Annotated in this window: 27 protein-coding genes; 11 read left to right on the top strand and 16 right to left on the bottom strand. The window is 65.4% G+C overall.

The window, feature by feature from the left end; genetic code table 11:
• The first annotated feature begins 41 nt into the window (after positions 1 to 41).
• The 4 genes from BJG93_RS02010 (at position 42) to BJG93_RS02025 (ending at position 3020) form a co-directional block, all read left to right on the top strand.
• Positions 42 to 758 carry an amino acid ABC transporter permease gene (locus tag BJG93_RS02010; RefSeq protein WP_027199699.1) on the top strand — a complete coding sequence of 239 codons (717 nt, stop codon included), beginning with the start codon at positions 42 to 44 and terminating at the stop codon, positions 756 to 758.
• 21 nt (positions 759 to 779) lie between these two features.
• Positions 780 to 1424 (top strand): amino acid ABC transporter permease, encoded by a 645-nt coding sequence (locus BJG93_RS02015; protein WP_027199700.1) that lies wholly within the window; start codon positions 780 to 782, stop codon positions 1422 to 1424.
• Complete coding sequence (locus BJG93_RS02020; RefSeq protein ID WP_027199701.1) at positions 1421 to 2173, top strand: amino acid ABC transporter ATP-binding protein; 753 nt, start codon at positions 1421 to 1423, stop codon at positions 2171 to 2173. Before BJG93_RS02015 ends, BJG93_RS02020 begins: the two co-directional genes overlap by 4 nt.
• A 97-nt stretch (positions 2174 to 2270) precedes the next feature.
• Positions 2271 to 3020, top strand: coding sequence for an IclR family transcriptional regulator (locus tag BJG93_RS02025; protein WP_027199702.1), 750 nt, complete (start codon positions 2271 to 2273; stop codon positions 3018 to 3020).
• Between the two features lie 9 nt (positions 3021 to 3029).
• On the opposite strand, the gene BJG93_RS02030 is transcribed toward BJG93_RS02025, so the two are convergent.
• From BJG93_RS02030 to BJG93_RS02065, 8 genes are all read right to left on the bottom strand, one after another.
• A complete protein-coding gene (locus BJG93_RS02030; protein WP_027199703.1) occupies positions 3030 to 3923 on the bottom strand; it encodes a M48 family metallopeptidase in 894 nt (297 codons plus the stop codon).
• Positions 3924 to 3971: 48 nt separating this feature from the next.
• On the bottom strand, positions 3972 to 4730 hold the full coding sequence (locus BJG93_RS02035; RefSeq protein ID WP_027199704.1) for a lysophospholipid acyltransferase family protein: 759 nt from the start codon (positions 4728 to 4730) through the stop codon (positions 3972 to 3974).
• 41 nt (positions 4731 to 4771) lie between these two features.
• A complete protein-coding gene (gene gmhB / locus BJG93_RS02040) occupies positions 4772 to 5326 on the bottom strand; it encodes a D-glycero-beta-D-manno-heptose 1,7-bisphosphate 7-phosphatase (RefSeq protein ID WP_027199705.1) in 555 nt (184 codons plus the stop codon).
• A 10-nt stretch (positions 5327 to 5336) separates the two neighbouring features.
• Positions 5337 to 7436 carry a glycine--tRNA ligase subunit beta gene (glyS, locus tag BJG93_RS02045; protein ID WP_027199706.1) on the bottom strand — a complete coding sequence of 700 codons (2100 nt, stop codon included), beginning with the start codon at positions 7434 to 7436 and terminating at the stop codon, positions 5337 to 5339.
• 15 nt (positions 7437 to 7451) lie between these two features.
• On the bottom strand, positions 7452 to 8459 hold the full coding sequence (glyQ, locus tag BJG93_RS02050; RefSeq protein WP_082194688.1) for a glycine--tRNA ligase subunit alpha: 1008 nt from the start codon (positions 8457 to 8459) through the stop codon (positions 7452 to 7454).
• 180 nt (positions 8460 to 8639) lie between these two features.
• Positions 8640 to 10250 carry an FMN-binding glutamate synthase family protein gene (locus BJG93_RS02055; RefSeq protein ID WP_027199707.1) on the bottom strand — a complete coding sequence of 537 codons (1611 nt, stop codon included), beginning with the start codon at positions 10248 to 10250 and terminating at the stop codon, positions 8640 to 8642.
• Positions 10251 to 10511: 261 nt separating this feature from the next.
• The gene (mnmA, locus tag BJG93_RS02060; protein ID WP_027199708.1) at positions 10512 to 11765 is read right to left on the bottom strand and encodes a tRNA 2-thiouridine(34) synthase MnmA; all 1254 of its coding nucleotides are present in this window, start codon (positions 11763 to 11765) and stop codon (positions 10512 to 10514) included.
• Between the two features lie 58 nt (positions 11766 to 11823).
• Positions 11824 to 12303, bottom strand: coding sequence for an NUDIX hydrolase (locus tag BJG93_RS02065; protein ID WP_027199709.1), 480 nt, complete (start codon positions 12301 to 12303; stop codon positions 11824 to 11826).
• Between the two features lie 236 nt (positions 12304 to 12539).
• Between BJG93_RS02065 and BJG93_RS02070 the strand changes: the two genes are divergently transcribed.
• The 3 genes from BJG93_RS02070 to BJG93_RS02080 are packed head-to-tail and all read left to right on the top strand — an operon-like array spanning position 12540 to position 15488.
• Positions 12540 to 13682 (top strand): Re/Si-specific NAD(P)(+) transhydrogenase subunit alpha, encoded by a 1143-nt coding sequence (locus BJG93_RS02070; protein ID WP_071336568.1) that lies wholly within the window; start codon positions 12540 to 12542, stop codon positions 13680 to 13682.
• A 12-nt stretch (positions 13683 to 13694) separates the two neighbouring features.
• Complete coding sequence (locus tag BJG93_RS02075) at positions 13695 to 14033, top strand: NAD(P) transhydrogenase subunit alpha (protein WP_027194308.1); 339 nt, start codon at positions 13695 to 13697, stop codon at positions 14031 to 14033.
• Positions 14034 to 15488: an NAD(P)(+) transhydrogenase (Re/Si-specific) subunit beta gene (locus tag BJG93_RS02080; RefSeq protein ID WP_071336567.1), complete on the top strand. Its 1455-nt coding sequence runs from the start codon at positions 14034 to 14036 to the stop codon at positions 15486 to 15488. It begins immediately after the preceding gene.
• Between the two features lie 55 nt (positions 15489 to 15543).
• Here BJG93_RS02080 and BJG93_RS02085 read toward each other — a convergent pair whose 3' ends face one another.
• The 7 genes from BJG93_RS02085 to BJG93_RS02115 all read right to left on the bottom strand — a co-directional run bounded on the left by BJG93_RS02085 (position 15544) and on the right by BJG93_RS02115 (position 22181).
• On the bottom strand, positions 15544 to 16287 hold the full coding sequence (locus tag BJG93_RS02085; protein ID WP_027199712.1) for a helix-turn-helix transcriptional regulator: 744 nt from the start codon (positions 16285 to 16287) through the stop codon (positions 15544 to 15546).
• 38 nt (positions 16288 to 16325) lie between these two features.
• Positions 16326 to 16709, bottom strand: a complete 384-nt coding sequence (locus tag BJG93_RS02090; protein ID WP_027199713.1) for a VOC family protein — start codon at positions 16707 to 16709, stop codon at positions 16326 to 16328.
• Between the two features lie 153 nt (positions 16710 to 16862).
• Positions 16863 to 18149 (bottom strand): THUMP domain-containing class I SAM-dependent RNA methyltransferase, encoded by a 1287-nt coding sequence (locus BJG93_RS02095; RefSeq protein WP_027199714.1) that lies wholly within the window; start codon positions 18147 to 18149, stop codon positions 16863 to 16865.
• A gap of 146 nt (positions 18150 to 18295) precedes the next feature.
• A complete protein-coding gene (locus BJG93_RS02100; RefSeq protein WP_071336566.1) occupies positions 18296 to 19069 on the bottom strand; it encodes a PqiC family protein in 774 nt (257 codons plus the stop codon).
• Positions 19066 to 20727, bottom strand: a complete 1662-nt coding sequence (locus BJG93_RS02105) for a PqiB family protein (RefSeq protein WP_027196721.1) — start codon at positions 20725 to 20727, stop codon at positions 19066 to 19068. Before BJG93_RS02105 ends, BJG93_RS02100 begins: the two co-directional genes overlap by 4 nt.
• Entirely contained in the window at positions 20720 to 21370 is a 651-nt protein-coding gene (locus tag BJG93_RS02110) for a paraquat-inducible protein A (RefSeq protein ID WP_027196722.1), read from the bottom strand. The genes BJG93_RS02105 and BJG93_RS02110 overlap by 8 nt, the downstream gene beginning before the upstream one ends.
• 7 nt (positions 21371 to 21377) lie before the next feature.
• A complete protein-coding gene (locus tag BJG93_RS02115; protein WP_027196723.1) occupies positions 21378 to 22181 on the bottom strand; it encodes a paraquat-inducible protein A in 804 nt (267 codons plus the stop codon).
• A gap of 416 nt (positions 22182 to 22597) precedes the next feature.
• Between BJG93_RS02115 and BJG93_RS02120 the strand changes: the two genes are divergently transcribed.
• From BJG93_RS02120 to BJG93_RS02135, 4 genes are all read left to right on the top strand, one after another.
• Positions 22598 to 23158, top strand: a complete 561-nt coding sequence (locus BJG93_RS02120; RefSeq protein WP_027196724.1) for a cytochrome b — start codon at positions 22598 to 22600, stop codon at positions 23156 to 23158.
• Positions 23159 to 23166: 8 nt separating this feature from the next.
• Positions 23167 to 23730, top strand: coding sequence for a YceI family protein (locus BJG93_RS02125; RefSeq protein WP_027196725.1), 564 nt, complete (start codon positions 23167 to 23169; stop codon positions 23728 to 23730).
• A gap of 111 nt (positions 23731 to 23841) precedes the next feature.
• Positions 23842 to 24411 (top strand): YceI family protein, encoded by a 570-nt coding sequence (locus BJG93_RS02130; RefSeq protein WP_027196726.1) that lies wholly within the window; start codon positions 23842 to 23844, stop codon positions 24409 to 24411.
• Positions 24412 to 24566: 155 nt separating this feature from the next.
• On the top strand, positions 24567 to 25844 hold the full coding sequence (locus BJG93_RS02135) for an MFS transporter (protein WP_027196727.1): 1278 nt from the start codon (positions 24567 to 24569) through the stop codon (positions 25842 to 25844).
• Between the two features lie 93 nt (positions 25845 to 25937).
• On the opposite strand, the gene secF is transcribed toward BJG93_RS02135, so the two are convergent.
• Positions 25938 to 26888 carry a protein translocase subunit SecF gene (gene secF, locus BJG93_RS02140; RefSeq protein WP_027196728.1) on the bottom strand — a complete coding sequence of 317 codons (951 nt, stop codon included), beginning with the start codon at positions 26886 to 26888 and terminating at the stop codon, positions 25938 to 25940.

A 26888-nucleotide genomic window follows, 5' to 3' on the forward strand; every position in this document is an offset into this window, starting at 1 on the left:
ATGCCGGTATCTGACGAAGCCCGAACGGTGGGGAGTACGCGATGAGTTACGAATGGCTGACTTTATGGGGCTACGTGCCCGAGTTCCTGAGCGCGAGCTGGCTGACGTTGCAGGTGACCGTGCTGGCGTTCGTGCTGGCGGTACTGCTTGGTTTGCTGACCGCGCTCGCCAGTGCTTCTCCGCTCGCGCTGATTCGGTGGATTGCTCGTGGCTACGTCGAGATCATCCGCAATACGCCCGTGCTCCTGCAGATCTTCATCGTTTTCTTCGGTTTGCCATCGGCGGGCATTTCGCTCGACGCGTATTGGGCGGGCGTCATTGCACTCGGCGTGAACGTGGGTGCTTACCTGTCGGAAGTGTTCCGCGCCGGCATACAGTCGGTGCCGCGCGGCCAACTCGAGGCGGCCGGCCTGCTCGGACTCGAGCCCGCGCAGATCTTCGCCGAGGTCGTGCTGCCGCAGGCAACCCGCGCGGTCTATCCAGCCATCGTCAACTACCTGATCCAGCTGCTGCTCGGTACGTCGCTGCTGTCCGCCATTGCGTTGCCGGAGTTGACCGGCACCGCGACCGTGATCAACTCGCGCACGCTTTTGTACCTTCAGACGTTCAGCGTGACGCTCGTCGCGTATCTCGTGCTCAGTAACGCGCTGTCCTGGCTTGCCGGCCAGCTCGGAGCGCGGATTTTTCATCCTCCCCTCGCGATGCCGGCGCGCACCGGTTTCGGCAGAGGTTTCATGCGCCGGACGAAGCGGGCCTGATTCCCGGATTGGAGTTGGATCATGTCAGTCGAATTGCTGAAAACCAGTTTCTCCATCCTGCTGCAAGGTCTGGTGACGACGCTGCTGCTCTCGGTTGCGGCCATCGTGGGCAGCACGCTGATCGGTCTTTTCGCCGCAGTGTTGCGCACGTTCGGGCCGTGGGGCACGTCCCGCATCGCCAGACTCTATACGGAGCTGTTTCGCGGCACGCCGGTACTGATCACGCTGATGTTCATCTATTTCGGCGTGTCGTATTTCGGTTATGCGATCGACGTGTTCGCCGCCGGCGCGATCGGTTTGAGCGTGTACCAGGGGGCCTACATCGCCGAAATCTTCCGCTCGGGCATCGAGTCGGTACCCAAAGGGCAATGGGAGGTATCCCAGATCCTTGGCCTCACGCGGGCTCAGGCGTTCTCGTTCGTCGTGCTGCCGCAGACCGGCAAGATCGTGCTGCCGCCGCTCGTCGGTCAGTATCTGTCGCTCATCAAGGACACGTCGATCGTCAGCATGATCGGCATGTCCGAGTTGATGCACGGTGGTCAGGCCATCGTCGACCGGATCGGAAAGCCCGTCGAAATCTACGGACTCGTCGCGCTCATTTACTTCGTCGTGTGCTTCCCGCTCTCGCAATGGGTACGCCACCATGACCGCAGGAGATTGTCGTGAGTAACGAAAGTCAACCCAGGCCCATCATTTCACTGACGGGCGTCAGTAAAGCATTCGGTTCGACCCGCGTGTTGAACGAAATCAATCTCGAGGTCCGCTCGGGTGAAGTGCTGGTACTGATCGGCGCGTCCGGCTCGGGCAAGAGCACCGTCCTGCGCATCATGGCGGGACTGGAGACGACCGATTCCGGCGAGGTCTGGGTCAACGAGGTGCCGTTGCATGATCCGCGGCGGGCACGAGAGATTCGTGGCCACGTCGGCATGGTCTTCCAGCAGTTCAATCTGTTTCCGCACAAGACCGCGCTCGGCAATGTCACGCTCGCGCTGATCAAGGCGCGCCGCATGAGTCCGGCCGACGCGCGTAAGCGCGCGATGGACGCGCTCGACCGTGTCGGGCTCGCGGACCGCGCGGAACATTATCCGAGCCAGCTGTCGGGCGGTCAGCAGCAGCGCGTGGCGATTGCGCGGGCGCTCGCGGTCGAGCCCGGCATCATGTTCTTCGACGAGGCGACGTCCGCGCTGGACCCGGAACTGGTCGGCGAGGTCACCGAGGTGATGCGTGGACTCGCGCGCGACGGCATGACGATGGTCGTCGTCACGCATGAAATGGGCTTTGCCCGCAAGACCGCCGACCGTGTCGTGTTCATGGACAAAGGCGTCATCGCCGAGCAGGGCGATCCGGAGCAAATCTTCGTCGATCCGGCGAACGAACGCACCCGGCAGTTTCTGCATAGAGTTCTCGACCATTGACCAGCGCGGTGTGCAAGTCGCTGTCGGGTCTGCCGCGCGACGATCTCGCGCCGCTTGAAAGACAACCGCTCGGATGAACGCTTGACGGAGTGAATGCATGGCTGATACAGAATCGTCACGGGCGAGAGGCGTGGACCGCGTCATCGCGATGTTCAGGCAATTGCATATTGCCCAACGCCCACTGACGATGCGCGAGTTAATCGAGGCAACCGGCGCACCGCGTTCGAGCATTTACGAGCTGGTTGCGATTCTCGCGGAGGTGGGCTGGCTCGAAACGGCTGCGGATGGGAGCGTGTTCTTCGGACGCGAGATGCACTACTACGGGTCCGACTATGCAACGCACAACGATCTGATCAGCCGCGCGCATCAATCCATTCTCGCATTGGTGAGGAAGTACGACGAGACCACGCAGCTGTGCATGCTGGAAGGCAACAAGTACACGGTCGTGTTGTCCGAGAACAGTGCCCGGCCATTCAACATCAGTTCGGACATCGGCGTGAGAGTGCCGATTCCATGGACCGCCACCGGACGTCTGCTGCTAGGTCACCTGAACGCCGACGAGATTCGCGCGCTCATTCCGGCCGAAGATTTCATCCTCGACAACGGCGTGAAGATCGAATTCGACGACTTCCTGAAGGATGTGCAGGGCGCCAAAGAACAGGGCTATTGCTGCACCGAAGGACTCTCGAATGCGTTCAGGCTTTGCATGGCCGCGCCGATTCGCGATCGCGCCGGCCTGCCGATCGCAGCGCTGTGTTTCATGACCGGCCGCGACACGAGTCCGGACAGACGCGGCGCGATGCTCGACGATCTTTTGCAGTCCGCGAAGGCACTCTCGCAGAGATAGCGCCCGGCTTCAAAGCGTCGGCAACAACTCCGGCGGATGCGACTTCAGTGTCTGCCGCGCCTCGCGGAATTCCGGAAAAATCGATTCGACCGTCTGCCAGAAACGCGGACTGTGATTCATCTCGCGCAGATGTGACAGTTCGTGCGCGACGACGTAATCGATGATCGACAGCGGAAAGTGAATCAGCCGCCAGTTCAGGCGGATCTTGCCGTCGCTGGAACAACTGCCCCAGCGCGTCGCCGCCGAAGACAACCCATACGCGCGATAGTTGACGCCGAGCTTTTGCGCGTAAATCGCGAGACGCTCGCCGAACAGCCGCTTCGCTTCGCCTTGCAGCCAGCCCTGTACACGATCCTTGATCTGCTGCGGGTCGGCTTGCGACGGCAGCGGCAATTGCAGCGCGCCATGTTCGGCGCTGAACGCCAACATGCCTTGCGGCGCGCCGAGCGTCACGCGCACCGGCTGACCGAGGTAAGGCACTTCAGCGCCGTCTTTCCAGTCGATCTTCGGCAGCGCGCGCTGCTCGACGCGCGTTTGCCATTCGATCAGCTTCGTAAAGATCCAGCGCTGTTTTTCGGTGATCGCGGTTTCGATATCGGCGAGCGTGACCCAGCGCGGCGCGGTGATCGTGAGACCGCTGCTGTCGATCGCAAAGCCGATCGAGCGGCGGGCGGAACGCTTGAGCGCGTAATGCAGCGTGCGTGAACCGATGGTGAGACTGCGCAGCTTGCTGCCGTCCGGCGCGAGCCGCGCGGTGGGCGGCAGGGCCGGCGCGGAGCCCGGTGAACCCGGCGCGGAAGGCGAAGGAGACGACGACGTCGACCCCGGCTCGGCGAAGAGCGGGAGATCGAGCTGCCGGTTTTCGAGCGCCGCGGCGGGGTGCGGCGTGGGAGACTTCTGCATCGGCTTCGCTTCGCGCAATACGCCTTCGGGCTTCGAGGGCGTGGCGCGTCAGATGGGAGCAGCGGCGGAACCGTTGGCCGCCGCGCTGTAGGCAGTCGGATCGATGCGGCGCATTTCGGCTTCGATCCACTGTTCGACGCGCGTGTTCACTTCGTCGGGCGTGAGCCCCGTCGTGTCGATCGGCTTGCCAATCGACACCGTGACTATACCCGGATATTTAAGAAACGAGTTGCGCGGCCACACGCGACCCGCGTTGTGCGCGATCGGCACGACGGGCGCACCGGTCGCGATCGCGAAGCGCGCGCCGCCGGTCTTGTACTTGCCCTGCTTGCCGGTCGGCGTGCGCGTGCCTTCCGGAAACATGATGACCCATGCGCCTTCGGCCATGCGGGCCTTGCCCTGGTTCGTGACCGATACGAACGCGTATTTGCCTGCCTTGCGGTTGATGTGAACCATCTTCAGCATGCCGAGCGCCCAGCCGAAGAACGGCACATACAAAAGCTCGCGCTTGAACACGTAGCACAGCGGGCGCGGCATGATCGCCGGAAACGCGAGCGTTTCCCACGCCGACTGATGCTTCGACAGCAGCACGGCCGGCCCGTTGGGCAGGTTCTCGAAACCTTCGATACGGTAGCGGATGCCATTGAGGTAGCGCACGGCCCACAGCGTGAGGCGACACCAGCCGGCCGCCATCCAGTAGCGGTTTTCCGCGCGCAGGAACGGGAATGCGATGAAGCACGCGGTCGCGTACGGCACCGTGACCACAACGAAATAGATCAGCAGCAGCAGGGAGCGGATAAAGCGCATCGGCGTGGTCGGTGAGGGTTGGGAGCGCGCGGTGCGCGCGTTTATTCCTGAACGTCGGCGAGAAAGTCGAGCGCGAACGCGCGCAGGTCGTCGTGAACGATCGTGCCTTCGGGCAGGCCGCCCGCGGCGAGGGTCTTGCGGCCCTTGCCGGTCAACACCAGATGCACCGGGTGACCGAGCGCGGCGCCCGCTTGCAGATCGCGCAGCGAATCGCCGACCGTCGGCGTATGCGCCGGATCGATCTCGAAACGCTCGGTGATCATCTTCAGCATGCCGGGTTTCGGTTTACGGCATTCGCAGTGATCTTCCGCCGTATGCGGGCAGAAGAACACCGCTTCGATGCGCGCGCCGACCGCTGCCGCCATCCGGTGCATCTTGAGATGCATCGCGTTCAACGCGTCCATGTCGAATAGGCCGCGACCGATGCCTGACTGGTTCGTCGCGATCGCGACGCGATAGCCCGCCTGGTTCAGGCGCGCGATCGCTTCCAGCGCGCCTGGCAGCGCGACCCATTCGTCGGGCGACTTGATGAACGCGTCGGAGTCGGCGTTGATCACGCCGTCGCGGTCGAGGATCACCACTTTCTTGATCGGCATGGCGCGGTGCTCAGGCGGCGAGTCGGGAAATATCGGCGACGCAGTTCATCTGCTGATGCAGAGCGCCGAGCAGAGCCAGGCGGTTCGCGCGCAACGCCGGGTCTTCGGCGTTGACCATCACGTCATTGAAGAACTTATCGACCGGCTCGCGCAGCGCGGCCAGTGCCGTCAGCGCGCCGGTGTAGTCGCGCACGGCCAGTTGCGATTGCACGCGCGGCGTCACCTGTTCGAGCTGCGCGTTGAGCGCCTGCTCCGCTGCTTCGGTGAGCAATCCGGGCTGCACGCCGCCGTTCGTCACGCCTTCCGACTTCTTCAGGATGTTCGAGATACGCTTATTGGCCGCCGCTAGCGATGCGGCTTCCGCGAGCGACGCGAATTCGCGCACCGCATCGAGGCGCGCGACGATGTCGTCGAGCCGCGTCGGGTTCAGCGCGAGCACCGCGTCGATTTCGCCGGCTGCATAGCCGCGTTCACGCAGCAGGCCGCGCAGGCGATCCATGCTGAACACGTAGATCGCGTCGGTCGAATCGGCCACGTTCGGCACGCTGGCGAATTGCGCATAAGCGGCGCGCAGCAGCTCGACGAAGTCGACGTTCAACTGCTTCTCGACCAGAATGCGCAGCACGCCGAGCGCATGACGGCGCAGCGCGAACGGGTCTTTCTCGCCGGTGGGCTGCAGGCCGATGCCCCAGATGCCGACCAGCGTTTCGAGCTTGTCCGCGAGCGCGACGACGGTGCCGGTCGCGGTGGTGGGCAAAGCGTCGCCGGAGAAGCGCGGCAGGTAGTGTTCCGAACACGCCAGCGCCACTTCTTCCGGCTCGCCGTCGTGGCGCGCGTAGTACGTGCCCATCGTGCCTTGCAGCTCGGGGAATTCGCCGACCATGTCGGTGATCAGGTCGGCCTTCGCGAGGCGCGCGGCGCGCTTGGCCAGCGCGACGTCGGCGCCGGTCAGTGTCGCGATCGCGCCGGCCAGTCCTTCGAGCCGCTCCACGCGTTGCAGCGCCGAGCCGAGCTTGTTGTGATAGACCACGTTCGCGAGCAGCGGCACGCGAGCCGCGAGCGGCTTCTTCTTGTCCTGCGTGAAGAAGAACTTCGCGTCGGCGAGGCGCGGGCGCACCACGCGCTCATTGCCTTCGACGATCTCGACCGGCGTCGCCGTCTCGATGTTCGAGACGATCAGAAAGCGCGAGCGCAGCTTGCCGTTCGCATCGGTCAGCGCGAAGTACTTCTGATTCGTCTGCATCGTCAGGATCAGGCATTCCTGCGGCACTTGCAGGAATTCGTCCTCAAAGCGGCACGCATAGACGACCGGCCATTCGACCAGCGATGTGACCTCGTCGAGCAGCGCTTCGGGCATCACGACCTCGTCTTCACCGGCCTGCTCGAGCAGTTGCGAGCGGATCGCTTGCTTGCGCTTCGCGAAGCTCGCGATCACGCGGCCCTTGTGTTCGAGCGTTTCGGCATACGACTGCGCGTGCTGGATCTGCACGAAGCCTTCGGACAGGAAGCGGTGGCCGAGCGTGGTGTCGTCGGCGTCGATGCCGAGCGCGCTCACCGGCACGATCTCTTCGCCGTGCAACGCGGTCAGCCGATGCGCCGGGCGCACGAACTGCACGCTCGAACCGTCCGGACGCTGATAGGTCATCGGCTTTGCGATCGGCAGCTTCGCGAGCGTCTCGTCGAGCGCGCCTTGCAGGCCATCGGCGAGCGTCGCGCCCGGGGCCGCGTAGCGCAGGAAGAACGCTTCGGCCTTGCCGTCCGGCGCGCGTTCGAGCTCGCTCACGGTGAAGTCGGGGAAGCCGAGCGCGGCGAGCTTCTTCGCGAGCGGCGCGGTGGGCTGGCCGTCTTTGTCGAGCGCGACGGACACGGGCAACACTTTTTCGCGCACGTGTTTTTCCGGCGCGAGCGCGCGCACGTTGTGAATCGTCACCGCGAGGCGACGCGGCGTCGCAAATCGTTCGAACGACGGCTCGCCGTCGATCAGGTCGCGCGCCGCGAGGCGCTGCGCAATGCCTTCGGCAAAGGCGTCGCCGAGACGCGCGAGCGCCTTCGGCGGCAGTTCTTCGGTCAGCAGCTCGACGAGCAGGGTTGCGGGTTGAGATTGAGTCATTGGTTGAAGTTCTCGTCAGTCCTGATCGATCTTGCGTTCGACTTTCAGCGGCGGCGCCCACGCGGGCATCGCGGCTTCCTGCGCGTCGGTCGTGAGGCCGGGCACGCCGTGCACCGGATTGCCGAGCATCGGGAAGCCGAGCTTTTCGCGCGAGTCGTAATAGGCCTGCGCGACCAGACGCGACAGCGCGCGAATCCGGCCGATGTACGCCGCGCGTTCGGTGACCGAAATCGCGCCGCGCGCGTCGAGCAGGTTGAACGTGTGGCCGGCCTTCAGCACGAGTTCATAGGCGGGCAGCGCGATCTGCGCATCGATCATGCGCTTCGCTTCCGCTTCGTAGCTGTTGAAGAAGGTGAACAACAGATCGACGTTCGCGTGCTCGAAGTTATACGTGGACTGCTCGACCTCGTTCTGGTGATACACGTCGCCGTAGGTCAGGCGGCGCAGTTCGGGGCCGTTCGGGCCTTGTTCTTCCCACTCGGTCCAGACGAGGTCGTAGACGTTCTCGACCTTCTGCAGATACATCGCGAGGCGCTCGAGACCGTAGGTGATTTCGCCGAGCACCGGCTTGCAGTCGAGACCGCCGACCTGCTGGAAGTACGTGAACTGCGTCACTTCCATGCCGTTGAGCCACACTTCCCAGCCGAGACCCCACGCACCGAGCGTCGGATTTTCCCAGTCGTCCTCGACGAAACGCACGTCGTTCTGCTTCAGGTCGAAGCCGAGCGCTTCGAGCGAGCCGAGGTACAGGTCGAGAATGTTTTCCGGTGCGGGCTTGAGCACCACCTGGTACTGGTAGTAGTGCTGCAGACGGTTCGGGTTCTCGCCGTAGCGGCCGTCCTTCGGGCGGCGCGACGGCTGCACGTAGGCGGCGCGCCACGGCTCGGGGCCGATTGCGCGCAGGAACGTGTGGACGTGGGAGGTGCCCGCGCCGACTTCCATGTCGATCGGCTGGAGCAACGCGCAGCCCTGCTTGTCCCAGTAGGACTGCAAGGTCAGGATGATTTGCTGAAACGTGAGCATGAAGTGCCTTTCGGGCATGGGGCCGTGCCGCGTGCGCCTAAGCGCGCGAGGGGGCCGTGGAGCGAAGTGCTAAACCCGAGATTTTAACGGAAAGGAAGGTGCGCGGCCCGTTTTGCGGGCCAGACGGGCCGCGCTGCGGCTTTTTTGGCGACGGGCGGCGCAGCAAGGCTCCGCGCGCGCTCAGCTCGCCGCCAACTCCGCCTTCGGCGAGAACGAATCGCTTTGCGCGATCGGCCAGTAGGTCTCGAACAACGTATAGCGATAGTTACCGTTGAGCAGATCGTTCGGTTCGAGATACTTGAGCAGATCGGACATCAGCCGCACCTCATGCGACGAGACGCGCCGCACGATGTGATGCGCGCGCAGTTCCGCCGGATGCCGGAGCCCGGCGGCCTGGATGATTTCCTGTAGCGCGTGCAGCGTGTTGTGGTGGAAGTTGAACACGCGATCGGCCTTGTCGGGCACGACGAGCGCGCGCTGGCGCACCGGATCCTGGGTCGCGACGCCGGTCGGGCAACGGCCGGTGTGGCAGGTCTGCGCCTGGATGCAGCCGACCGCGAACATGAAGCCGCGCGCTGCGTTGACCCAATCCGCGCCGATCGCGAGCGTCTTCGCGATATCGAACGCGGTGATCATCTTGCCGCTCGCGCCGATGCGGATGCGCTGGCGCAGACCGATGCCGACCAGCGTGTTGTGCACGAGCAGCAGCCCTTCCTGCAACGGCACGCCGACGTGATCGGTGAATTCGAGCGGCGCCGCGCCGGTGCCGCCTTCCGCGCCGTCGACGACGATGAAGTCCGGCAGGATGCCCGTTTCCAGCATCGCCTTCGCGATCCCGAAAAATTCCCATGGATGCCCGATGCACAGCTTGAAGCCAGTCGGTTTGCCGCCCGACAGCGTGCGCAGCCGCTCGACGAATTCGAGCAGCTCGCGCGGCGTCGAGAACTCGGAGTGCGTCGCCGGAGAAATGCAGTCGCGGCCCATCGGCACGCCGCGCGTCTCGGCGATTTCGGGCGTGATCTTCGCGGCCGGCAGCACGCCGCCGTGGCCGGGCTTCGCGCCTTGCGACAGCTTCACCTCGATCATCTTCACCTGCGGTTCGGCGGCCTGCCTGGCGAATTTTTGGGCGTTGAAGGTGCCGTCGTCGTTACGGCATCCGAAGTAGCCGGAGGCGATCTCCCAGATGATGTCGCCGCCATGTTCGCGGTGATATGTCGACATCGAGCCTTCGCCGGTGTCGTGCGCGAAGTTGCCTTTCTTCGCGCCGAGATTCAGCGCCATGATCGCGTTGGCCGACAACGAGCCGAAGCTCATCGCCGATACGTTGAAGATCGACATCGAATAGGGCTGCGCGCGATCCGCTCCGACGACGATGCGAAAGTCGTGACCGTCGAGCGTGGTCGGCGCGAGCGAGTGGCTGATCCATTCGTGCGCGACCGCCTTCACGTCGATCCGCGTGCCGTACGGCCGGCTGTCGACGTCGTTCTTCGCGCGCTGATAGACGATGCTGCGTTGCGCACGCGAGAACGGCTTCTCGTCGGTATCGTCTTCGACGAAATACTGACGGATCTCGGGGCGGATGAATTCGAAAACGAAACGCAGGTGGCCCCACAGCGGGTAGTTGCGCAGGATCGCGTGGCGTTGCTGGGTCAGGTCGAACACGCCGAGTGCGACGAGCGCGGCCGGCACGATGATCCAGAACCACGACAGGCGATGCGTCGCGGCGAGCGCGGCACATCCCGCGGTGAGCGCGATTGCGCACCAGATGGCCAGATAGCGTCGAGAAAACATGGGGACTCCAGGGCGGTGAAGATCATTGCGGCGGGAGCGTTTGCGCGGGGGCGCGGGCGGTATCCGTCGCGAAGGAAAACTGGCTGTGGGTCACGGCGCGGCGCGGACCGGGGAAGCCCGAAGATAAGGCCTGCGAATGGAGGCCAAGCGTCGCACGCGAAGGTGAAGCGTATGTGACTGCGTCGAGTGGGTGTGAGGTGAATGGCGTGCAGCGCGCGGGTCGGCGTGGTGCGACCCGCCGCGCTCGCCGTGGTGCACCGATCAACGCGCGCCGAGCAGCGCCGCTTTCTGCCGCGGGGCTTGCGGTTCGTCGTGCGATGGAGCTGGCGGCTGCTTTGGCTGATGCGCCTGCTTGCGGCGCTGCGCGCGTGTCTGTTTCGGCGCCTGATCCGGCGGCAGCTCGGCCGGCTGCCCCGTCATCGCGCGTTCGATGATGCCGCCGCCGAGGCACACGTCGCCGTCGTACAGCACCGCCGATTGCCCCGGCGTGACGGCCCATTGCGCGGCGTCGAAGGTCAGCTCGAACAGGCCTTCGCCGGAGCCGCCTGTCGTCGCCGCGTTGAACGTGCACCGCGCGTCGGCCTGCCGGTAGCGCGTCTTTGCACCGCACGCGAAGCCGTCGGCCGGCGGCTCGCCCGCGACCCAGCTCGTGTTGCCCGCCGACAGCGTATGGCACAGCAGCCACGGATGATCGTGCCCCTGCGCGACGTACAGCGTATTGGTCGGAATGTCCTTGCCCGCGGCGAACCACGGCTCGCCGCTGCCGTCCTTGCTGCCGCCGAGGCCGATGCCCTTGCGCTGGCCGAACGTGTAGAACGCGAGGCCGATGTGCTCGCCGACGGTTTTGCCGTCGGTGGTCTTCATCGGGCCGGGTCGGGTCGGCAGATAGCGGTTCAGGAAGTCGCGGAACGGTCGCTCGCCGATGAAGCAGATGCCGGTCGAATCCTTCTTCTTCGCGTTCGGCAAACCGATCTGCGCGGCGATCTCGCGCACTTTCGTCTTGGGAATTTCGCCGAGCGGGAACAGCGTTTTCGACAGCTGCGCCTGGTTCAGCCGATGCAGGAAGTACGACTGATCTTTCGTATGGTCGAGCGCCTTGAGCAGCTCGAAGCGGCCGTCATTCTCGCGCACGCGCGCATAGTGGCCGGTCGCAATGGTTTGCGCGCCGAGCGACATCGCGTGATCGAGGAACGCCTTGAACTTGATTTCGGCGTTGCACAGCACGTCCGGGTTCGGCGTGCGGCCGGCCGAATACTCGCGCAGGAATTCGGCGAACACGCGGTCCTTATACTCGGCCGCGAAGTTGACCGCCTCCACGTCGATGCCGATCAGGTCCGCCACCGACACCACGTCGATCCAGTCCTGGCGGGTCGAGCAGTATTCGCTGTCGTCGTCGTCTTCCCAGTTCTTCATGAACAGGCCGACCACGTCGTAGCCCTGTTCCTTCAGGAGCCACGCGGTGACCGACGAATCGACGCCGCCCGACATGCCTACTACGACTTTGCGCTTGCTCATAAGGTGCTCACTGGGTGCTGCATGACTGCATGGATCTTGGGTGCCGCTCGTGACGGCCTTATCGCTTCGGTCCGACCGAATGCGTGTGAACGAAGTCGAGCGGGAAACGTCGGCCGGCCAGGTAGTCGTCGATGCACCGCATCACGAGGGGCGTGCGATGCCGCTCGGGGCATGCGCGCAACTCTTCGGCGCTCATCCACAGCGTGCGGACGATGTCGGGGTCGAGCGAACTCGCCGGGTCGGGCTCGCCGCCCGCGCCGCAATAGGTGAAGCGCAGGTAGGTGATGCCCGCGCGGTCCGGCCGCTCGAAGTGGGCCATGTACATACCGACGAGCGCCTCGGGCGCGAACGGATGGCCGGTTTCCTCGAGCGTTTCGCGGATCACCGCTTCCAGCAGCGTTTCGCCCGCCTCGAGGTGGCCGGCAGGCTGGTTCAGGCGCAGGCCGGCGGCGGTGTGTTCCTCGACCAGCAGGAAACGCCCGTCACGCTCGACGATCGCCGCGACGCTTACGTGCGGCAGCCAGGTTTCCGGTTTCATGGGTGCGCATTTTACCGGTTATGCGCGCCGGCTGCCGGGCGGCGGGCGGCACTCGACCGCGGCGGATCAGCGACCGATTGAGCAGTTTGGTCATCCGCCGCGCATTCGCATCGGCCCCGATATTTGCGATGTGGCGGTTTCGGTTACAGTGGGGCCTGCGTTAGCCGTTGCATGTGCAAGCCGGCGAGCCTCGTCGGCAGCTCTGTCGTCCAACAGGAAGTCGAGGAGGAACAACGATGCACATCGGAGTGCCAGCCGAGACGCGCGCGCATGAAACCCGCGTTGCCGCGACGCCCGAAACGGTCAGGAAGTACGTGGCGCAAGGCCACCGGGTCACGCTGCAGAGCGGCGCGGGCGCCGGCGCGAGCTTTCCCGATCACGCCTATGCGGACGTGGGCGCGGACATCGTCGATGCCGCCACCGCGTTCGGCGCCGAGCTCGTCCTCAAGGTCCAATCCCCCACCGATGCCGAACTGCCGCTGCTCAGGCGCGGCGCGACGCTCGTCGGCATGCTCGATCCGTTCGACACCGCCAATGCGGGCAAGCTCGCCGCGGCCGGCGTCACCGCGTTCGCGCTCGAAGCCGCGCCGCGCACGACGCGCGCGCAGAGCCTCGACGTGCTGTCGTCGCAGGCGAATATCGCCGGTTACAAGGCGGTGCTGCTCGCGGCGACGCTGTATCCCCGCTTCATGCCAATGCTGATGACCGCGGCCGGCACCGTGAAGGCCGCGCGCGTGCTGATTCTGGGCGCGGGCGTGGCCGGCCTGCAGGCGATCGCGACCGCGAAGCGCCTGGGCGCGGTGCTGGAGGCGTCCGACGTGCGCCCGGCCGTCAAGGAGCAGATCGAATCGCTCGGCGCGAAGTTTCTCGACGTGCCCTACGAAACCGACGAGGAGCGCGAGGCCGCGCAGGGCGTCGGCGGCTACGCGCGGCCGATGCCGCCGTCGTGGCTCGCGCGCCAGTCGGCGCTCGTGCACGAGCGCGCGAAGCAGGCCGACGTGGTGATCTCGACCGCGCTGATTCCGGGCCGCGCGGCGCCGACGCTGCTGTCGGTCGACACCGTGCAGGCAATGAAACCGGGCTCCGTAATCGTCGACCTCGCGGCCGGCCGCGGCGCCGAGGTCGATGGCCGGCGCGGTGGCAACTGTCCGCTGACCGAGGCGGATCAGGTGGTGGTGCGCCATGGCGTGCAGATCGTCGGCTATACGAATCTCGCCGCGATGGTGCCGGCCGACGCGTCGTCGCTGTACGCGCGCAACCTGCTCGACTTCCTGAAGCTGATCGTCACGAAGGAAGGCACGCTGCATATCGATCTCGCGGACGATATCGTCGCGGCCACGCTGCTGGCCCGCGACGGCCAGCTCACGCGCAACGCCTAGGAGGCAACGGCGATGGAAGTCATCAATCACACGGTGATCAATCTGATCATCTTCGTGCTGGCGATCTACGTCGGCTATCACGTGGTCTGGAACGTCACGCCCGCGCTGCATACGCCGCTGATGGCCGTGACCAACGCGATCTCGGCGATCGTGATCGTCGGGGCGATGCTCGCGGCGGGGCTGACGGTCGGCGGCGCGGGCAAGATCTTCGGCACGGTCGCGGTCGCGCTCGCGGCGGTCAACGTGTTCGGCGGCTTTCTCGTCACCCGGCGCATGCTGGAGATGTTCAGGAAGAAGGAACCGAAGAAGCTGGAATCCAAACCCCTGGCGGGCGGCAAGGAGGGTACCTAAATGAGCCTGAACGTCGTCACGCTGCTGTATCTGGTCGCGTCGGTCTGCTTCATCCAGGCGCTCAAGGGGCTATCGAATCCGAAGACCGCGCGCGTCGGCAATACCTTCGGCATGGTCGGCATGGCGATCGCGATTCTGACCACCCTCGCGCTGATCTCGCGCCAGGCCGAGGTGCTCGGCTCCAATCTCGGCCTCGGTCTCGGCCTGCTGCTGTTCGGGCTCGTGATCGGCGGCGCGATCGGCGCGTTCGTCGCCGCGCGCGTCGAGATGACCAGGATGCCCGAACTGGTCGCGGCCATGCACTCGCTGATCGGTCTCGCGGCGGTGTGCATCGCCTATGCGGTGGTGTCGGAGCCGGCCGCGTTCGGCCTCGTCGATCCCGACGTGCCGATCGAGGGCTTCCTGCCGTACGGCAACCGCATCGAGCTGTTCATCGGCACGTTCGTCGGCGCGATCACGTTCTCGGGCTCGGTGATCGCGTTCGGCAAGCTGTCGGGCAAGTACCGGTTCCGCCTGTTTCAGGGCGCGCCGGTCGTCTACGGCGGCCAGCATCTGATCAACCTGATGCTCGCGCTCGCGATGTTCGGCTTCGGCATCCTGTTCTTCCTCACGCAGTCATGGCTGCCGTTCATCATCATGACGATCATCGCGTTCGTGCTCGGCGTGCTGATCATCATTCCGATCGGCGGCGCGGACATGCCGGTCGTCGTGTCGATGCTGAACTCGTACTCGGGCTGGGCGGCGGCGGGCATCGGCTTCTCGCTGAACAATCCGATGCTGATCATCGCCGGCTCACTGGTTGGGTCATCCGGTGCGATCCTCTCGTACATCATGTGCCGCGCGATGAACCGCTCGTTCTTCAACGTGCTTCTCGGCGGCTTCGGCAACGAGCCGGGCGCGGCGGCCGCAGGTGGCGCGGCGGAGCAGCGTCCGGTGAAATCGGGTTCGGCCGACGACGCGTCGTTCATGCTCGGCAACGCCGAATCGGTGGTGATCGTGCCGGGCTACGGGCTGGCGGTGGCGCGCGCGCAGCATGCGCTCAAGGAGCTGACCGACAAGCTGGTCGAGAAGGGCATCGAGGTGAAGTACGCGATTCACCCGGTGGCCGGGCGCATGCCGGGGCACATGAACGTGCTGCTTGCCGAGGCCGAAGTGCCGTACGACATGGTGTTCGAAATGGACGACATCAACGGCGAGTTCGGCCAGGTCGACGTGGTGCTGGTGCTCGGTGCGAACGACGTGGTGAATCCGGCCGCGAAGAACGATCCGAAGTCGCCGATCGCCGGCATGCCGATCATCGAGGCGTACAAGGCGCGCACGGTGATCGTCAACAAGCGCTCGATGGCGGCGGGCTACGCTGGGCTCGACAACGACCTGTTCTACATGGACAAGACGATGATGGTGTTCGGCGATGCGAAGAAGGTGATCGAGGAGATGGTGAAGGCGGTCGACTAGATCGTTAGCGCTGAACCGGCCCGAGGATCGCGGTGCGTCGCCGCCGCGATCCTTCTCATCTTTTCGGCCTCGCGTCTACATGCCGCAGTAAATCCGCGAGCCGCCTGCCTTCCTGATCCGGATAAGTCTCGAGCACTTCGAGATCGCGCATCTTCTCCAGCCCGAAGTTGCGGAAATCGCCGCGCAGTTCGCACCATGCGCCGAGCGTCCAGCGCGCGCCCCAGTACGCGAGCGCGAGCGGCCAGACGCGGCGCTCGGTGTCGGCGTCGTTCGCATCGGTGTAGGCGAAGCGCACTACCTGGCGCGTATCGATCGCCCGATGCAGCGTATCGAGCTGCGTCGAAAAATCCCCCTTGATGTGAAACGACGGCGCGAAGACCGCGAGCCGTTCGAGCGCCGCGCGCTTGTCGGCGGGCATTGCCGATGCGATTTTGGCCAGCGCGCCACGCGCGCCGCTCGCGAAGCCCGCGCCGCCCCACGACTCGAGCATGCGCGCGCCGGCGGCGAGCGCGGCGAGTTCGTCGGCGGTGAAAGTGAGCGGCGGCAGACTCGCCGAGCGCGACAGCCGATAACCGATGCCCGCTTCGCCTTCGATCGGCACCCCTGACAATTGCAGATCGCGCACGTCGCGATAGACCGTGCGCGGCGAGATATTCAGCCAGTCGGCCAGTTGCTGCGCGGTGGTCAGGCGCCGGCCACGCAGCAGTTCGGCGATCTGGAACAGGCGGTCGGCGCGGCGCGTCATCGTGGGCGTCGGGTAGAGGAGGAGGGGGACGGTCCCGCGATGATAGCGCCGCATGGCGGCCTTCGGTTGGGGCGCGGCGGCTTCGGGCGGGCTTAGCCGTTGGTGCGCGAATGCAGACCGACGCGGTTGCCTTCGGTATCGGTGAAGAAAGCGATATAGCCGATGTCCTGCGGCAGCTTGATCACCGGGCCGTCGGTCTTGCCGCCCGCACGTTCGATGCGCGCAAGCGCCGCGTCGACGTTGGGCAGCGCGTTCAGGTAGACGGTGACGCCGTTGGCGCCGGGGGGCATCGACGGATTGTGGACGATCGCGCCGCCGGTCGCGGGCTCCTCGTAGCTGAACACGGCGATCGGCTGGCCGCCGATCTCCTGGCGATTCAGCGGGGCGTCGAGCGCGGCTTCGTAAAAGCGCACCGCGCGATCGAAATCGATCGACGGGATCTCGAACCAGGCAACGAGTTGGGGCGATGTGGACATGACATTCTCCTTCGGTTGGCGGTAGGCCGTTCAAGCGCCGGATGGCGTGAGAAGGAGTGTGCGGGGGTGCTGCTGACAGCGTGGTGGCAGTAGGGTGGGAAGCAGCGACCGCTTCGCCGGCGAGCGCCGCTTCGGCGCCCGCTGGAAACAGCCTCAAGCCGCCGGCGTATCGCCCTGCGGACGCTGCCGCACGCTGCCCGCAATCAGATCGAAGCGGAACAGCCGGCATTCGAGCGCGCCGTTGAAGAGCGGCGTCTTCGTCGATTCGCGCAGCCGCAGTTGACCCGGCAGCTTGCGATCCGATGTCAGGATAAACGCATGCCATCCGGTAAAGCGCTGCTTCATCGCATTGCCGAGCAACTGGAAAAATTCGCTGTCCGGCGCTTCTTCCTGAACGCGGCGGAAGCCGTCGTCGTCGCGATTGCCGCGGCCTTCGCGAAGCTCGCCGCGCGCATTGCGGCCGCGCACTTCGATCCGCTCCCCATACGGCGGATTCGCGACGAGAATGCCCGGCGCCGATGTCGGCGGCGTCATGTCACGCGCGTCGAGCTGCTTGAGCGCAATGGCCGGCAAGCCGGCGCGCTCGAGGTTCGCGCGTGCTTTTTCGAGCATGTCGCCGGAGATGTCGCTGCCGAAAATCTGCAGATCCGCGCCGCGCGAGCCGCGTGCCGCGTTTTTCGCTTCGAGCGCGGCGCCCTTCAGCGCTTGCCAGGTCCGCGCGTCGAACTGTTTGAGCTTTTCGAAGCCGAAGCGCCGCTCGACGCCCGGCGCGATCTTCAGTGCGACCTGCGCTGCTTCCGCGAGAAACGTGCCGCTGCCGCACATCGGATCATAAAGCGGCGTGCCGGCCTGCCAGCCGGTCAGTCGCAGGATGCCCGCCGCGAGATTTTCGCGCAGCGGTGCCGCGCCCTTGTCCAGACGCCAGCCGCGCTTGAACAGCGGATCGCCCGAGGTATCGAGGTATAGCGTGCAGTCGGTTGCGGTCAGGAACGCGAACACGCGCACGTCGGGCATGGCGGTGTCGATGTTCGGCCGCGCGCCGCTCTTCTCGCGCAGCCGATCGCAGATCGCGTCCTTCACGCGCAGCGTCGCGAACTCGAGGCTGCGCAGCGGCGACTTGATCGCGGTGACGTCGACGCGCAGCGTCTCGTGTGCGGAGAACCACTGTTCCCAGCGCTGTTCGAGCGCCAGCGCGTAGATGTCCTGCTCGCCACGATAGGGCCGCTGCGCGATTTTCAGCAGCACGCGGCTCGCGAGACGCGAGTGCAGATTGGCCGCCATGCCGGCGGCCCAGCCGCCGCTGAAATGCACGCCGCCCGGCACCTGGGCGCCGGCGGTGAACGCGGCGCCGTTCAGATGTTCGGCGGCAATTTCGGCGAGTTCGGCCGCGAGCGGAGCTTCGAGCCCGCGCGGGCAAGGAAGGAAGAAATCGAAGGACATTGAGGTTGCCGCAAGGCGTTGGATAACGCGCTATTGTACGCGGTCGGGTCGGCGGGCCGGCGCGATTGGCGCGCTCGGCCCACGACGCGCGACCCGTATGGACACCTCGGTGCACGCGCGCACCGGATTCGCGCCAGCCAGGCCTGTCAGGCGCCCGCGCCCGCGGCCGTTTGCCCGCCAGGGCAGGGCGGCACGACCACGGCGGCGGCCGCTCTGGCCGAAGACGAAGTCCGCCCCGTCGTGGCCGTGGTAGCGACGGCCGCTGCCGCCATTGCGCGCACCCCTATCGCGATCTGCGTCGACACTGCCGCGAGCGCGCGCCGATGTCCGTCGACGAGCGCGTCGTAGCCGCCGCCGACCGTCTCGCTGACCACACTGCGACAGGTCATCACCGCATTGCTGCGCAGGGCCCGCACGCTCCATACCGCATCGATCAACGCATGCGAGCCGGGCCACGACTCGAAGCGCTGCACGTTCATCGCGATCCGGTAGACGGCCACGTCGTCGGGGCGCGCGGTGCCGAACGCATCGATGGTGCCGAGCTGCTGCGTGAGATTCGTCGACAGCGCGCGGCGGATTTCATCGCCGGGCAGCGACGCCCAGCGTTCCTGTTCGAGCAGCTGCACCTGAGTCGGCCCGCTCTGCACGACCAGCTGATTTCTCGCCACCTGCGGCGGCACGTTGACCGGCGCGACTTCGATCAGCCAGGCGGGCGCGGCGCCCGTGCGCGCGACGGCCGGCGCGGTGCCGTTCGCGCCGGCCGCTGCGCTGTCGGCGCCGCCCAGCGTATAGAAACGGCTCGACGGCGACGAGCACGCCGCGATGGCGAGCGCCGCAGCGAGCGCGGTGCCGTACACGACACCGCGCACGGCACCGCGCACGAGCGCGCGCGGCGGACGGGAGAACCGGACAAGCATCATGGTTTATCTCCTGCTTTACCGCGCAACAGCGATTCGGGATGACGCTCCAGGTAGTCCGACAGCGCGTTCAGCGACTGCAAGGTGCGCGTCAGTTCCTGCAACGCCTGATGAACGTCGGACTGCATCGGCGAATCCTGCTGCAAGGTGGCCTGGGCCGAACTGAAGGTCTGCTTCGCTGCCGTCAGCGTGTCGCGGGCCTGCGGCACGACTTCCTTGTCGAGACGCGAGAACAGCTGGTCGGCGTTCTTCAGCGCGGTGTTCAGATTCGCGCCGATCTGGTCGAACGGCACCTTGTCGAGCTTCTTCGCGATATCGGCGACTTGCAGCTGCAATTCGTCGAGCGTGTTCGGAATGGTCGGCAGCTCGAGCGGATCGCTCGTCACATCGACCTTGGCCGGCGCCGCTTTCGGGAAGATATCGAGTGCCACGTACAGCTGGCTCGTAATCAGGTTGCCGGTGCGTAGCTGACCGCGCAGGCCGTGCTTGACGAGCTCCTGCATCATGTTCTGGCCGGCGAGCGTGCCCGGCTGCGGCGCGGTCTCGCGGAAGCGCTTGCCGAGGCGATCCGGATACAGGTTCATCGTGACCGGCATCGTGAAGCTCTGCGTCTTGGGGTCGTAGTCGATGCCGATATTGGTCACCTGGCCGAGCACGATGCCGCGGAAGTCGACCGGCGCGCCGATCGACAGCCCGCGCAGCGACTGGTTGAAGTTCATCACGACGCGCAAGGGGACGCCGTCCGGTTCGCGCATCGCGTCCCCTTCGTCCGAGCCGAGGCGAAACGTCTGGTTGTTCGGCGCCTGCGGGCCCATGTTTTGGCCCGGCGGCGACTGGAACGACAGGCCGCCGACGATCACCGTCGCGAGCGACTGCGTATTCAGCTTGAAGCCGCTCGAATCGAGCCGCAGATCGACGCCGCTCGCATGCCACCAGCGTGTGTTGGTGCCGACGTACTGGTCGAACGGCGCGGACACGAACACCTGCATCGTCACGCCGGTGCCGTCCTTGTCGAGCGAGAAGCCGACCACCTGACCGACCTGCACACGCCGATAGAAGATCGGCGAGCCGATGTCGATCGAGCCGAGCGAATCGCCGTGCAGCGTGTACTGACGGCCTTTCTGGTCGCCGGTAATGGGCGGCGGCGTTTCGAGGCCGACGAAATCGCTCTCGCTGTCGGTCGAGCGGCCCGCGTCGGCGCCGATGTACGAGCCCGACAGCAGCGTGGTCAGACCCGACACGCCGCTCGCGCCGATGCGCGGACGCACCACCCAGAAGCGCGAGTCCTTGACCGCGAACTTTCCGCCTTCCTTGGTGAGCTGGACCTGCACGAGCACGTGCGACAGATCTTGCGACAGCGTGATCGTCTTCACCGCGCCGACATCGACGTCCTTGTACTTGACCTTGGTCTTGCCCGGCTCGAGCCCTTCCGCGCTGATAAAGCTGATCGTGATCACCGGCCCGCGCTCGGTCACCGACTTGATCACGAGCGCGATACCGATCAGCGCGGCGATCAGCGGAATCACCCAGACGAGCGACGGCAGCCAGCGGCTGCGCGGTTCGATGTCGGGGTCGGGCAGTTGGGGCGGCAGTCTGGGTCCGTTCGAATCGTTGCGCGGCGCGTCATCGGAAGCGGGCGTCGGTCCTTGCGGGCTAGTCATGGTCGAGATCCTGAGGTGTTGAGGTACTGCTTTGCACGGGGTCCCAGATGAGTCGTGGATCGAATTGCATGGACGCCAGCATTGTCAGGATCACGACCGAGCCGAACGCGATCGCGCCCGGCCCGGCCGTGATCACGGCCAGCGATTTGAAACGCACGAGCGCCACGGTGAGCGTGACGACGAAGATGTCGAGCATCGACCAGCGGCCGATCCGCTCGACCATCCGGTACAGCGTCGTGCGCTGTTGCGGACGCCAGCGCGAGCGGCGCTGCGCGGTGACAGTGAGCAGCACGAGCACCGAGAGCTTCAGCATCGGCACCATGATGCTGGCGATGAACACGATCATCGCGAGCGGCCAGTCGCCGGAGGTCCAGAAATAGACGACGCCGCTCATGATGGTGTCGTCCTCGGAGCCGAGCAGCGAGGACGTGTGCATCACCGGCAGCAGGTTCGCCGGAATATACAGCAGTGCCGCGGCGATCAGCAGCGCCCACGTGCGCATCACGCTGTCGGGGTTGCGCGAGTGCAGACGCGCGCCGCAGCGGCTGCAGTGCTGCGGCGTGACCGAGCGGATGCGCGGTTCGACGCGCCCGCACGAATGGCAGGACAGCAGGCCCGCGCGTTTCGCGGTGACGTATTTCATCGCGGGCTCATCCTTCGCGCGGAGCGGGCGGCAAGCCGGGCGCGGCGCCGCCCGCTGGGCTGCGGGTTATGCCAGCAGCGGTGTCGCCAGCGGTGTGGCCGTTCGAGCCCGCGACGCTAGCGGACGGCGCCGGCGGGCCGGCGAGCGAGCCGACCGCAACCGCCGCGCTGTCGGCCGACGTGCGCGGCAAAGGCCGATCGCCGCGCGTGTCCATCTCGTCGGCGAGATCCCACAGCACACGTGGATCGAACGTGACGACGACCGCGAACATCAGCGTCAGCGCGCCGAACGCGAACAGCGCCGCCTCGGGAATCACGCGCGCGAGGCTCACCATCTTCACGATCGTGATCAGCACGCCGAGCATGAACACTTCGATCATGCCCCACGGCCGCACGAACTGGATCGCGCGCAGCACGCGATTGAAGTGCGCGGGCACGTAGCCGGCGCGCAGCGGCACCAGCACGTACAGCAGCGCGACGAGTTCGGTGAGCGGAAAGAGGATGGTCGAACAGAACACCATCACGGCGACGATCTCCATGTCCTCGCCCCACAGCGCGACGAGCGCGCCGAATAGCGTGGTCTGCGACGTGATGCCGTTGGTTTCGAGTTCGACGATTGGAAAACCCTGGGCGATCAGGAACGTGATCAGCGCGGCGAGCGTCAGCGCGCAGATCGCGTCGAGCTTGCGCGAGACGCCGCGATAGAGCGTCGCGCCGCAGCGCGGACAGCGCGCGGCGACGCGTCCGACAAGCCGTGGCTTGCGGAACAGCGTATCGCATTCATGGCACGCGATCAGGTTGTCATGTTCCATGAGGCAGATGGGCTAACGACGTAGTGGGACGTGCAGGGCTTGCTCTGTACGACGGGTCGGGCGGAGGTGAGCAGCAATAGTACCAAACGCAGCCTCGCGACCGAGTCGAACCCCGCGCTTGGTCTGGCCTGGCATGGCGCCGCTCCGAAAGCTTTCCGTCGCCGCTTTGATCAACGCAACGGCGCCCGCCCGGCGCCCGCGGGCTGTTGCGGTGCAAAATTCGGGCCCATGGCGCCGATGCGCTACAGCCAGCTTCTCGCGCTTGGGGTAGCATGGCGGCCTTGGCACGTCCGGCGGCCTGTTCCGGCGATGATCTCCGGCTATCGGCCGCGTGCGCCGTGCCGATGCGCGGCGGTTGTCGCGGAATAGCTGGCCGCGGCGCGCCGTTAACTTCCAACAGCCTGCGCAGACCTGTCATGACACTCAATCCATCGTTCGGTACCCGGGAGTCGTATACGCGGACCGCCATCGCTTTTCACTGGCTGATCGCACTGCTGATCGTCTGCGGCTTTGCGCTCGGCTGGGTGATGACCGACATCCCGGGCTTCACGCCCACCAAGCTGCGCTACTTCTCATGGCACAAATGGATCGGCGTGACCGTGTTCGCGCTCGCGATCCTGCGCATCCTGTGGCGCGCTGCGCACGGCGCGCCGCCGATGCCGCGCCGCATGCCCAGCTGGCAGCGCGGCGCCGCGCATCTGACGCATCTGTTGCTGTACGCGCTGATGATCCTGATTCCCGCGTCCGGCTATCTGTATAGCTCGGCGGCGAACGTGCCGGTCGTCTACCTCGGCCTGATTCCGCTGCCGCGTCTCATCGCGCCCGATCCGCAGTTAAAGGAAGTACTGAAGAACGTGCACATCGCGTTGAATTACACGATGCTCGCGCTGGTCGCGCTGCATGTCGCGGCGGCGCTCAAGCATCAATGGCTCGATCGCGACGGCCTGCTGTCGCGCATGCTTCCTTTCCTCAAATAAGGACAACCATGAAGGTTTCGTTTTATCGCTACATGCTCGCCGCGTTCGCGGCGGCGTCGCTCAGCGCGGCGGGCGCGGCGCTCGCGCAGGTCGACGTCGCGAAGAGCTCGGTGACGGCCACCTCCAAGCAGATGAACGTGCCGGTCGAAGGCAAATTCAACAAGTTCACCGCGCAGGTCAGCTTCGATCCGGCCAAGCCGGCAGCCGGCAGCGCGCAGCTCAACATCGACGTCGCGAGCTACGATCTCGGCGACGAGAGCTATAACGAGCAGGTGCGCGGCAAGGAATGGTTCGACGCGAAGGCCTGGCCGAGCGCGACGTTCGTGTCGAGCGCGATCGCGCCGGCCGGCGGCAACCAGTTCAAGGTGACCGGCAAGCTGACCATCAAGGGCAAGTCGGAGACGGTCGTGGTGCCGGTCACGGTGAGCCAGCAGGGCGCGACGCAGACCTTCGACGGCGCGTTGCCGATCAAGCGCTCGCAGTTCGACATCGGCACCGGCGAATGGAAGGACACGTCGGTCGTTGCCGACGAGGTCGTGATCAAGTTTCATATCGTCGCCGCGCGCAAGTAACGCGCGCGGCATTCCCGAGGTCCGCCGCGCCACGTGGGGCGCGGCCGTTTTCCCACCGCAGGTTGCACCGCGATTTTCAACGCAAAACAGGAGCACGAATTGAAAACGTCCATGTTGATCGCCGTTGGCGCGCTGGCTTCGTCGCTGTCGCTCGGCGCCTTCGCCGCCGATACCTATACGCTCGATCCGATGCACACGTTTCCGAGCTTCGAGGCCGACCACTTCGGCGGTCTGTCGATCTGGCGCGGCAAGTTCACGAAGACCACGGGAACGGTGACGCTCGATCGCGCGGCGAAAACCGGCACCGTCGAGGTCACCGTCGATCCGGCCTCGGTGCAGACCGGCAACCCGAAGCTCGACGATCATCTGAAGGCCGCCGAGTTCTTCGACACCGACAAGTATCCGGCCGTGACTTACAAGGGCACTCAGATCAGGTTCGACGGTGACAAGCCGGTCGAAGTGATCGGCACCTTGACGATTCGCGGCATCACGAAGCCGGTGAATCTGAAGATCGATTCGTTCAAGTGCATGCAGCATCCGGTGCTCAAGCGCGAAGTGTGCGGCGTCGAGGCGAGCACCGAATTCAATCGCGCCGATTACGGCATGGATTTCGGCGCGAAGTACGGCTTCAGCATGCAGACGCGCCTGCATATTCAGTCGGAAGGTATCAAGCAGCAGTAAGCGCGCTCGCGCCTTCGCACCCGGTGGCGCGCGGGAGCCGCTTTTGCGATTCGATTCGCGCCGCGCCGCAACCCGAAAACCGCTTCGCCCGTTCACCGACGAAGCGGTTTTTTGTCGCTGTACGATCAATATTTCGCGCGGGACAGGAGGTCTGGATGAATGCAACGACAGCAGCAAGCGTCGCGGGAAGCCGGCAGAATGCGTGGCGCGCGGTGGCGGCCGCCTCGATCGGCAACGCGCTCGAATGGTTCGACTTGGTGGTGTACGGCTTCTTCGCCGTGACCATCTCGAAGCTGTTTTTTCCGGCGGGCAACGAGACGGTGTCGCTGCTGCTCACGCTCGGCACGTTCGGCGTGTCGTTTTTCATGCGCCCGCTCGGTGCGATCGTGATCGGTGCGTATGCGGATCGCGCCGGGCGCAAGGCGGCGCTCACGCTTTCCATCTTGCTGATGATGAGCGGCACGCTGATCATCGCGATTTTGCCGACCTATCAGAGCATCGGCCTAGCCGCGCCGCTGATCCTCGTGCTCGCCCGGCTGATGCAGGGCTTCTCGGCGGGCGGCGAGTTCGGCAGCGCGACTGCGTTTCTCGCCGAGCACGTGCCGGGGCGGCGCGGCTTCTACGCGAGCTGGCAGATGGCGAGCCAAGGTCTGACGACGCTGCTCGCGGCCGGCTTCGGCGCGTTGCTGACTGGCCAACTGTCGCCACAGCAAATGGCGTCGTGGGGCTGGCGCGTGCCGTTCTTCTTCGGTCTGCTGATCGGGCCGGTCGCGTTCTATATCCGCACCAAGCTCGACGAGACGCCCGAATTTCTCGCCGCGGAAACGACGCAGACGCCGCTGCGCGACACGTTTGCGACGCAGAAGCTGCGGCTCGTGATCGCGATCGGCGTGGTGATCCTCGGGACCGTGTCCGCTTATCTGATGCTGTTCATGCCGACCTATGGCGTGCGGCAACTGGGGCTGGCGCCGTCGGTCGCGTTCTCGGCGATCGCCGTGACGGGTCTGATCCAGATGGTGTTCTCGCCGGTGGTCGGGCATCTGTCGGATCTGCATGGACGCACCCGCATCATGCTGAGCGCGGCGGTACTGCTGTTCGTGCTGGTCTATCCGGCGTTCGCGTTCCTGATCGCGCATCCGAGCTTCGGCACGCTGATCGTGTGGCAGATCGTATTCGGCTTTCTGGTCAGCGGGTATTTCGGCGCGACGCCGGGCCTGCTGTCGGAGATTTTCCCGGTGCAAACGCGCACGACCGGCATGTCGCTCGCGTATAACATCGCGGTGACGATCTTCGGCGGCTTCGGGCCGTTCATCATCGCGTGGCTGATCAGCGCGACCGGTTCGAAGGCCGCGCCGAGCTATTACGTGATGTTTGCCGCGTTGCTGAGCATCGCGGCCCTGATTGGCGCGCGGCGCAAGCTGGGGTTCCGCTAGTAATCAGGCGGTAACGACGGTGTACGCAAACGCAAAGGCCGGTTCCTGGGAACCGGCCTTTCTTATTTGCGCAATCCTCCGACTACGCGCGCATCAAACCTGCGCACCCGCGTTCGGATCGTCCGGGTCGAGGCGTTCCTTCTTGTCCTTCAGCAGGTCTTCGCGCTTGACGCCGAACCACATCGCGAGCGCCGCGGCGACGAACACCGACGAGTAGATGCCGAACAGAATACCGACCGTCAGCGCGAGCGCGAAGTAGTGCAGCGTCGGGCCGCCGAACAGGAACATCGACAGCACCATCATCTGCGTACAGCCGTGCGTGATGACGGTTCGCGACATCGTGCTGGTGATCGCGTGATTGATCACTTCGATCACGCTCATCTTGCGTTCGCGGCGGAAGGTTTCGCGAATCCGGTCGAAGATAACGACCGACTCGTTGACCGAATAGCCGAGCACCGCGAGCACCGCGGCCAGCACCGACAGCGAGAACTCCCATTGGAAGAACGCGAAGAAGCCGAGAATGATCACGACGTCGTGCAGGTTGGCGATCACGCCGGCCACCGCGTACTTCCATTCGAAGCGGAACGACAGGTAGATCACGATACCGGCCACCACGCACGCGAGCGCGAGCAGACCGTCGGTGGCGAGTTCCTTGCCGACCTGCGGACCGACGAACTCGACGCGCTGCAACTGCACTTGCGGCGTGTCGGCTTTCAGCGCGCCCATCACCTGCTCGCTCTGCTGCGCGGACGTGTAGCCCGACTTCAGCGGCAGACGGATCAGCACGTCGCGCGAGGAGCCGAAGTTCTGCACCTGCGCGTCGGCATAGCCGAGCTTGCCGAGCGTGTTACGCACCGGGTCGAGCGGAACCACGCCCGGATACTGAACCTCGATCACGGTACCGCCGGTGAATTCCACCGACAGGTGCAGCCCGCGATGCACGAGGAAGAACACGGCGGCGAGGAAGGTAATCAGCGAGATCGCGTTGAAGATCAACGCGCGCTGCATGAACGGAATGTCTTTACGGAAACGGAAAAATTCCAT

Source organism: Paraburkholderia sprentiae WSM5005 (genome assembly GCF_001865575.2).
Classification (GTDB): Bacteria; Pseudomonadota; Gammaproteobacteria; order Burkholderiales; family Burkholderiaceae; genus Paraburkholderia; species Paraburkholderia sprentiae.

Bases quoted from the DNA above. Each gene is read 5' to 3' on its own strand.
- BJG93_RS02010 (WP_027199699.1), top strand. From the start codon at position 42: ATGAGTTACGAATGGCTGACTTTATGGGGCTACGTGCCCGAGTTCCTG.
- BJG93_RS02015 (WP_027199700.1), top strand. From the start codon at position 780: ATGTCAGTCGAATTGCTGAAAACCAGTTTCTCCATCCTGCTGCAAGGT.
- BJG93_RS02025 (WP_027199702.1), top strand. From the start codon at position 2,271: ATGGCTGATACAGAATCGTCACGGGCGAGAGGCGTGGACCGCGTCATC.
- BJG93_RS02030 (WP_027199703.1), bottom strand. From the start codon at position 3,923: ATGCAGAAGTCTCCCACGCCGCACCCCGCCGCGGCGCTCGAAAACCGG.
- BJG93_RS02035 (WP_027199704.1), bottom strand. From the start codon at position 4,730: ATGCGCTTTATCCGCTCCCTGCTGCTGCTGATCTATTTCGTTGTGGTC.
- gmhB (WP_027199705.1), bottom strand. From the start codon at position 5,326: ATGCCGATCAAGAAAGTGGTGATCCTCGACCGCGACGGCGTGATCAAC.
- glyS (WP_027199706.1), bottom strand. From the start codon at position 7,436: ATGACTCAATCTCAACCCGCAACCCTGCTCGTCGAGCTGCTGACCGAA.
- glyQ (WP_082194688.1), bottom strand. From the start codon at position 8,459: ATGCTCACGTTTCAGCAAATCATCCTGACCTTGCAGTCCTACTGGGAC.
- BJG93_RS02055 (WP_027199707.1), bottom strand. From the start codon at position 10,250: ATGTTTTCTCGACGCTATCTGGCCATCTGGTGCGCAATCGCGCTCACC.
- mnmA (WP_027199708.1), bottom strand. From the start codon at position 11,765: ATGAGCAAGCGCAAAGTCGTAGTAGGCATGTCGGGCGGCGTCGATTCG.
- BJG93_RS02065 (WP_027199709.1), bottom strand. From the start codon at position 12,303: ATGAAACCGGAAACCTGGCTGCCGCACGTAAGCGTCGCGGCGATCGTC.
- BJG93_RS02070 (WP_071336568.1), top strand. From the start codon at position 12,540: ATGCACATCGGAGTGCCAGCCGAGACGCGCGCGCATGAAACCCGCGTT.
- BJG93_RS02075 (WP_027194308.1), top strand. From the start codon at position 13,695: ATGGAAGTCATCAATCACACGGTGATCAATCTGATCATCTTCGTGCTG.
- BJG93_RS02080 (WP_071336567.1), top strand. From the start codon at position 14,034: ATGAGCCTGAACGTCGTCACGCTGCTGTATCTGGTCGCGTCGGTCTGC.
- BJG93_RS02085 (WP_027199712.1), bottom strand. From the start codon at position 16,287: ATGCGGCGCTATCATCGCGGGACCGTCCCCCTCCTCCTCTACCCGACG.
- BJG93_RS02090 (WP_027199713.1), bottom strand. From the start codon at position 16,709: ATGTCCACATCGCCCCAACTCGTTGCCTGGTTCGAGATCCCGTCGATC.
- BJG93_RS02095 (WP_027199714.1), bottom strand. From the start codon at position 18,149: ATGTCCTTCGATTTCTTCCTTCCTTGCCCGCGCGGGCTCGAAGCTCCG.
- BJG93_RS02100 (WP_071336566.1), bottom strand. From the start codon at position 19,069: ATGATGCTTGTCCGGTTCTCCCGTCCGCCGCGCGCGCTCGTGCGCGGT.
- BJG93_RS02105 (WP_027196721.1), bottom strand. From the start codon at position 20,727: ATGACTAGCCCGCAAGGACCGACGCCCGCTTCCGATGACGCGCCGCGC.
- BJG93_RS02110 (WP_027196722.1), bottom strand. From the start codon at position 21,370: ATGAAATACGTCACCGCGAAACGCGCGGGCCTGCTGTCCTGCCATTCG.
- BJG93_RS02115 (WP_027196723.1), bottom strand. From the start codon at position 22,181: ATGGAACATGACAACCTGATCGCGTGCCATGAATGCGATACGCTGTTC.
- BJG93_RS02120 (WP_027196724.1), top strand. From the start codon at position 22,598: ATGACACTCAATCCATCGTTCGGTACCCGGGAGTCGTATACGCGGACC.
- BJG93_RS02125 (WP_027196725.1), top strand. From the start codon at position 23,167: ATGAAGGTTTCGTTTTATCGCTACATGCTCGCCGCGTTCGCGGCGGCG.
- BJG93_RS02130 (WP_027196726.1), top strand. From the start codon at position 23,842: ATGTTGATCGCCGTTGGCGCGCTGGCTTCGTCGCTGTCGCTCGGCGCC.
- BJG93_RS02135 (WP_027196727.1), top strand. From the start codon at position 24,567: ATGAATGCAACGACAGCAGCAAGCGTCGCGGGAAGCCGGCAGAATGCG.
- secF (WP_027196728.1), bottom strand. From the start codon at position 26,888: ATGGAATTTTTCCGTTTCCGTAAAGACATTCCGTTCATGCAGCGCGCG.